Here is a 6,384-nt window from a genome sequence, read left to right as displayed (position 1 = left end):
AACTGCCGGTCGTTTAAGGGGAGTGGCATGCGTCAACATTCAGAGGTTGACAATATTAACGTTTTGATTCGTTCCGGGTAGACCTCCGGGCTGCCGCCGGCCGCACACGCACCATCCCGGGAGGCGGATCAGAACATTCATTGCCGTTCCCCCGGAAGTGACCCGTATGGACACTGCATTGCGTGACACCTACATTAAGCTCCACGAAAAATACTTCCCGGGGACGGAACTCCCGATCGCCTTCGAGGTCGGTGGTCCGACCGACGGGGTGGAGAAGGCCCCCACCCCGAAGGGCTGGAGGTGCTTCGTCTGCGACCTTGCAAGGGTGCGAAACGGCAAAAACCTCGTCTTCTCTGAAGAGTCTATCGGGTGCCGCGGCGGGAGGTTCTACCTCGGCTACGACGCCGAGCGGTTCCCTGGCTTTCGCTACTTCCTCTCCTACGGAAAACCCGGCGAGATCGAGGGGGAGCGCTACAAGCAGACGCCGGAGATCGTCGACGAACTCGACAAGGGGACCGTCCGGGTCCCGACGGCGGGGAAGAGCATCGTCTTCAAGCGCTGGGATAACCTCACGGACGCCGACAACCCGGACGCCGTCGTATTCTTCGCGCGGCCCGAGGTGCTCTCCGGTCTCTTCACGCTTGCAAACTTCGACCGGGCCGACCCGAACGGCGTCTTCTGCCCCTTTGGCGCCGGGTGCAGTTCTATCTTTTACTTCCCGTGGCTTGAGCAGCAGAGCGAGAACCCGCGGGCGGTCCTCGGGATGTTCGACCCCTCGGCACGGCCTTGCGTCCCGACAGACGTCCTGACGATGGCTTTTCCCATGAAGAAGTTTGAGAAGGTGGTCGGCTTCATGGAGGAGAGTTTCCTCATCACGGAGTCGTGGGGAAAAGTGCTGAAAAAGATCGAACGGAGCAACAGGCTCTATTCATCTGAAAAATGACCGGATAGTGGGGATCAGCCAAGAGTCCGAGCGGAAATGCTTGCGCATTTTCCTCCAACGCCAGCCGGTGCTCACGCACCCGCCAGGCGCCACTCGAAAAATGCAGAGCATTTTTCTCGAACTCCTCTCAGGCACTTACGTGCCTGAGAGTCGTTGCTTAAAGAACCCCACCATCTCCAGATAGGCGCTCTCCGCAACGGGCGTCTCCACCAGTTGCCCGTCCCCCCCGATCATGAACCCATGCGGCTCGCCTTGGTAGACCTTGAGCTCGAAGTACTTCCCGGCCGCATCGAGATCGGTTGCATACCGATAGATATCGCCCACGGGGCTCGCCTCATCCGCAGTGCCGTGGATGATCAGCATCGGGTCGGTGATGTTCTCGATGAACTCCGCCGGAGGAGTTCCGTTCGCCTGCCCTCCGGAGTAGGGGAAGCCGTACCAGGCGACACCCGCACTGAACTCCTCGATCAGCGGCAGGAAGAGCATCGTGTAGCGTCCGCCCGCGCAGAACCCCGTAAGCCCGATGCTGCTTGAGTTGACCTCCGGCCGGGTCTCAAGATACGCGACCGTATCCCGGATCAACCCCTCCATCACGGCATCCTCCGGCGTCTGTGCGAAGGTCTGCCACTCGGGGGCGATGACGACAAACCCTTCCGTAGCAAGCCGGTCGGCCATAACCTGGTAACCGGGCTCAAGCCCGTTGAAGGAGTGGATCAGCACCACGGCCGGGTACGGCCCGCCGTCCCCGGGTGTCGTGATGTAGGCCGGATAACTCTGGCCGCCGCTCTGGATGTTTACCGTCGTTCCGTTCTGCATCCCTGCTGTGCCCACATCGCTGGCACCGGCGAAGCCGGCAAGGAAGAGCAGGGATACAATCACTACAAGCAGGATGGCGTTTCTCATGAGTCTCCTCCCACCATGGGTGCACCCCCATCCAACTCACCACATATAACGATTCTGTCCGACCTGGAGGTGATCTACGGGGATCAATAGAGCTGTCTCTGATGACCCTGACACGATTAACGACCAGGAGAATAGAGAAGTCGGATGGAGCGGAAGAAATAAAAAAATATTAAGAGTTGCACTCGCCCAAGAAGGGTATGGAGCCTGGTGCGCGCTGGAGAATGATGGAAGAGTTCTTTGCGGCGTATACGGCGAACATCAACAAAGCCCCAGGTGATACACCAATGATCGACGTTGAGGCTACAGCCGGGCGTTCACCAACTGCTTTATTGCAGCAGACCCGAACGGCGTTTTCTGCGGGAAGGACGACGAGCGTTCCGCACTCAGACCCAGGCAGGTTTCGCGTTCTATCGGAGCATCGAAACAAAATCCATGGATCTCGCGTCGCTTGAGGTCACATCTCTCGACCTAAAGCACCCGGAAAGGGAGGAGTGCAAAATCCCTTGGGAGATCAAGGCTGCTTTTCGGAACGCGCGAATACTGGACCAATCCCTCGAACCGATTGCACCCTAGCGTCGCTACAACACGCGAGGTCTGCAACAGCGACGCACTCAGTCGAGGAGAGCGGACTCTCGGCCAGAACCCTATTGTCCCTAAGTGGGGCTCCAGCATGAAGATCCTGGTAATTGTGTATAATCCGGCTGATCTAAAGACGATACACCAGTTGCTCGCCAGCCCACAGTTGCCCGATAGCGAGATCAGGTCCGCGCAGGACCTCTCGTCCGGGCTATCCATCCTGCAGAAAGAAGAACTCGATCTCATCCTCCTCGATCTGGACCTCCCGGACAGCCAGGGCATCGATACGGTCAGGGCCGTGCGAAGGCACGCACCTGGCACCCCCATCGTGGTCCTCTCCGAACGCAACGATGAAGAGACCTACTTTGCGGCACATCAGATGGGGGCGCAGGATTATCTTGCAAAAGACCAGTTGACGAGTCTGTCGCTTGCACGATCGATACGTTACGCGCAGGAACGCATCCGTACTGAACAGGAATTGGTCCGCAAGAATAGAGAACTCAGCAATGCCTACAAGGACCTGGCGGAGACGCAAGGAAAGTTGAGGCAGAACCTGGACGAACTGAGGGAGAGCGAACGCTCACTGCGCGAGATGACTCAGTACCTGGAGAATCTGATCACCTACGCGAACGCTCCCATCATCGTCTGGGACGCAGATCTCAAGATCACCAGGTTCAACAACGCCTTTGAACGCCTGACAGGCTATGCCGCAAACGACGTCATCGGTCAATCCCCGGCAATCCTCTTTCCCGAGGGACAGCGGGACGAGTTGATGGATCATATTCGACGGGCGACGACCGGGAAGCGATGGGAATCCGTCGAGATCCCCATAATCACAAAAGACGGTGAAATCAGGATACTTCTCTGGAATTCGGCAGCCGTGTATGGGGATGACCAAATGGCAGTCTCCTCGGTGATCGCTCAGGGCCAGGATATTACCGAACGCAAGTTGGCCGAAGAAACGTTACAGAGAGCGCACGACGAACCGGAGGTACGCGTCATGGAACGCACGCTGAGGCTCCAGGAGATGAATACGGCCCTACAAACCGAGATAACTGAGCGTATCCGGGCGGAGGAGGCAGCGAAGATGGAGCGAAAACGCCTCTACGACGTTCTGGAGACGCTGCCTGTGTACGTGATACTGTTATCTTCCGACTATCACGTATCCTTTTCCAATCGCTTCTTTAGGAAACGGTTTGGTGAGGCCGATGGCCGGCGCTGCTTCGATTATCTCTTTGGACGCACCAAGCCCTGCGAGAACTGCGAAGCCTTCAGCGTGATGAAGACGGGTGCGCCCCATCGCTGGGAGACGACCGGTCCGGACGGTCATGATTACGATATATTCGACTTCCCCTTCACCGACACAGACGGCTCGCCACGTATCCTGCAGGTGGGTATCGATATCACCAAACGCAAGCGGGCCGAGGAGGCATTGAGGAGGTTAAATGAGACGCTTGAGCAGCGAGTGATCGAGCGTACGGACGAACTCGCAAAGGCCAACGCCATCCTCAACGCCATCACCGAAAACACACCGGCACCCATCTACGTTACCGACCGCGAGGGCCGTTTTGTCATGTGCAACCCCGCCATGCTCAAGATTATCGGTAGACCGACCAGCGAAGTGCTCGGCAGAACGCTGATAGAACTCCTCGGTCCGGAGGTCGGCGGATCCATCACAACCAACATCCAGCACGTGATAATGACCGGGAACACCGAGACCTTCGAGGAGACGGTTGGCGATCGGGTCTTCTACTCCATAAAGACGCCCATGCGAGATGCACGGGGAGAGGTCACCGGCGCCATCATTGTCGGAACAGAGATCACGGAACTGAAGCGGGCGGAAGCGCAGAAGCAGAATCTTCTGGAGCGATTGCAACAGTTCGCCAAAGAGATGGAGACTCAGAATGAAGAACTGCAGCGCACCACCGAGCAGCTCCAGCAGAAAAGGAATGAACTGGTCCGACTCAACCGCGCCCTGCTGGAGAGCGAGATGCACTTCCGGTCACTCATCGAGAATACGTCGGACATCATCCTGCTCCTCGATGCGAAAGGGCAGATCACCTATGCGAACCCCTCAATGAAGCGGATCGGGGGCTACGATCCCGAGAGACTCATCGGCAGGGACATACTCGACCTGATACATCCCGATGATGTCTCGACGGTAGTGGATGCAATGAGGATCGCAACAGCACAGCACGTGGCAAGACTTCATTTCGAGGTCAGAATCCGCGATTCTGCTGGACAGTGGATCTTCCTCGACGTTACGGGTGCCAGCATCTCCCGGGGGAAGAGCGATCTGGGGTTCATTGTGAACGCACGCGACGTCACCGATCAAAAACGGAGCGAAGAAGAGCGAAACAGGCTGATCGCCAGTCTGGAGAAGGCGCATCGCGAGGCAAACCTCTATCTTGACATAATGACGCACGACATCCGAAACTCAAACAACGTCGCGAGCCTCTACGCCGATCTCATGCTCGATCTGCTTGATGGCACCGAGAGGATCTACGCCCAGAAACTCCGCGACAGCATCGCTCGAAGCACTGAGATCCTTATAAACGTGGCGGCAATCCGACGAATACATACAGAACTGCCGAGGTTTGTGCCGGTAAATCTCAACGCGATCGTGAATGAGGAGATCAGAAACTTCCGTGGTGCATCAATACGGCAGGATGTTCCGGGGCTCATGGTGCTGGCAGACAATCTCCTGCCGACGATATTCACAAACCTCATCGGCAACAGCGTTAAGTTTGGCGGACCGGATGTAGAGATCACCATCCGGGCCGAGGAGCGAGAGAGCGAGGTGCTGGTCTCAGTTGAAGACAATGGACCCGGTGTGCCCGACGACGTGAAGGAGAAACTCTTTCACCGGTTCGAACGAACGGGGCAATGCACGGAAGAAGGGTGAGGGGCTTGGACTCTACATCTGCAGAAGACTCATCGAGCGCTACGGGGGACGGATCTGGATCGAGGATCGCGTGCCTGGACGCCCGGATGAAGGAGCGGCTTTCCGGTTCACGCTCAAACTGGCAAATCAGGATCCAACTCCGTAACCAGAACAGTGCACCACCCTTTGCCCATTTTGAGCCGCAACGAGGCTCACGCCGAGAATTTTGGAGAAGAGACGGCCTGGATTACGGTCGCCGGGCCGTGATCCAAAAAAAGACGTGGTGCTATCTACCCTGTTCCTCTCCCTCGGACGCTTCGGCAGAGTAGACTGTGATATCCGTCGTTGCCCGGCAGGCGGTATTGTCGCTGAGAGTGACAACCAGCGTGATCGTGTAGGTTCCCGCCGCGGCGTAGGCGTGGCTGACGGTCTCGCCCTTGTCTGTCGTCCCGTCGCCGAAGTCCCAGGCCATCTCCGAGACGGTTGCGGTGCAGTCCCCGGAGACCGTAGCCAGGCCCCTGAAGACAACCGGCTGATCCGGCTCGGCACGGTCGGGGTCCTTCTCGATTACCGCTGTACAGGAGAAACTCTCAGCGAGAGACGGCGAGCTGGAAACACTGCGCGGTTCTTTGCAGGTGAGGAGACAGGCGCGGACGGACTCCACCATCTCATCCGTCGTCAGGATGAGGAGCGTATCGTTGGCTCCAATGACTGTGCTGCCGACCGGGACGAAGCGCTCGTCTCCTTTCTGCATCAGGATGATAAGGGTGCCCTTCGGCAGCCCGAGGTCGACGACCTGCTTACCCACCGCAGATGCGTCGGGGGGGATGACCAGTTCGACCAGCTCGCTTGAGGTGTCGGGGTCCACATCGAACTCACGAGAGAGTTTGCCCGTCTCTGCGAGCGGGGCGGAGAGACCGAGCCACCGGGCGACTGAGGGGATCGAGGTTCCGTGCACGAGCGCCGAGAAGATGACGATGAAAAAGACTATATTAAAGATCGCATCCGCGTTCGGCACCCCTGCGACGAGAGGATAGGTTGCGAGGATGATCGGGACAGCGCCCCGCAGTCCCACCCA

Annotated in this window: 3 protein-coding genes and 1 pseudogene; 2 read left to right on the top strand and 2 right to left on the bottom strand. The window is 57.9% G+C overall.

The genetic code is table 11. The features are described 5' to 3' along the window. Window positions 1-166 precede the first annotated feature (166 nt). Complete coding sequence (locus ACI94_RS00335) at window positions 167-943, top strand: DUF169 domain-containing protein (protein ID WP_066955236.1); 777 nt, start codon at window positions 167-169, stop codon at window positions 941-943. A gap of 135 nt (window positions 944-1,078) precedes the next feature. Here the strand turns inward: ACI94_RS00335 and ACI94_RS00330 are convergent, their stop codons facing one another. Continuing rightward, window positions 1,079-1,846, bottom strand: coding sequence for a dienelactone hydrolase family protein (locus ACI94_RS00330; RefSeq protein ID WP_066955226.1), 768 nt, complete (start codon window positions 1,844-1,846; stop codon window positions 1,079-1,081). A gap of 670 nt (window positions 1,847-2,516) precedes the next feature. Here ACI94_RS00330 and ACI94_RS00325 point away from each other — a divergent pair. Continuing rightward, window positions 2,517-5,472 (top strand): annotated as a pseudogene (locus tag ACI94_RS00325) (PAS domain S-box protein). Window positions 5,473-5,592: 120 nt separating this feature from the next. Here the strand turns inward: ACI94_RS00325 and ACI94_RS00315 are convergent. Next, window positions 5,593-6,384 (bottom strand): PKD domain-containing protein (locus ACI94_RS00315; protein WP_286680948.1); only part of this gene is annotated, 792 nt, incomplete at its 5' end.

This window comes from Methanoculleus sp. DTU007 (assembly GCF_001512385.1).
Taxonomy (GTDB): domain Archaea; phylum Halobacteriota; class Methanomicrobia; order Methanomicrobiales; family Methanoculleaceae; genus Methanoculleus; species Methanoculleus thermophilus.
Note: the sequence above shows the minus strand (reverse complement) of the source record. Positions and strands in the feature narration are given on the sequence as shown.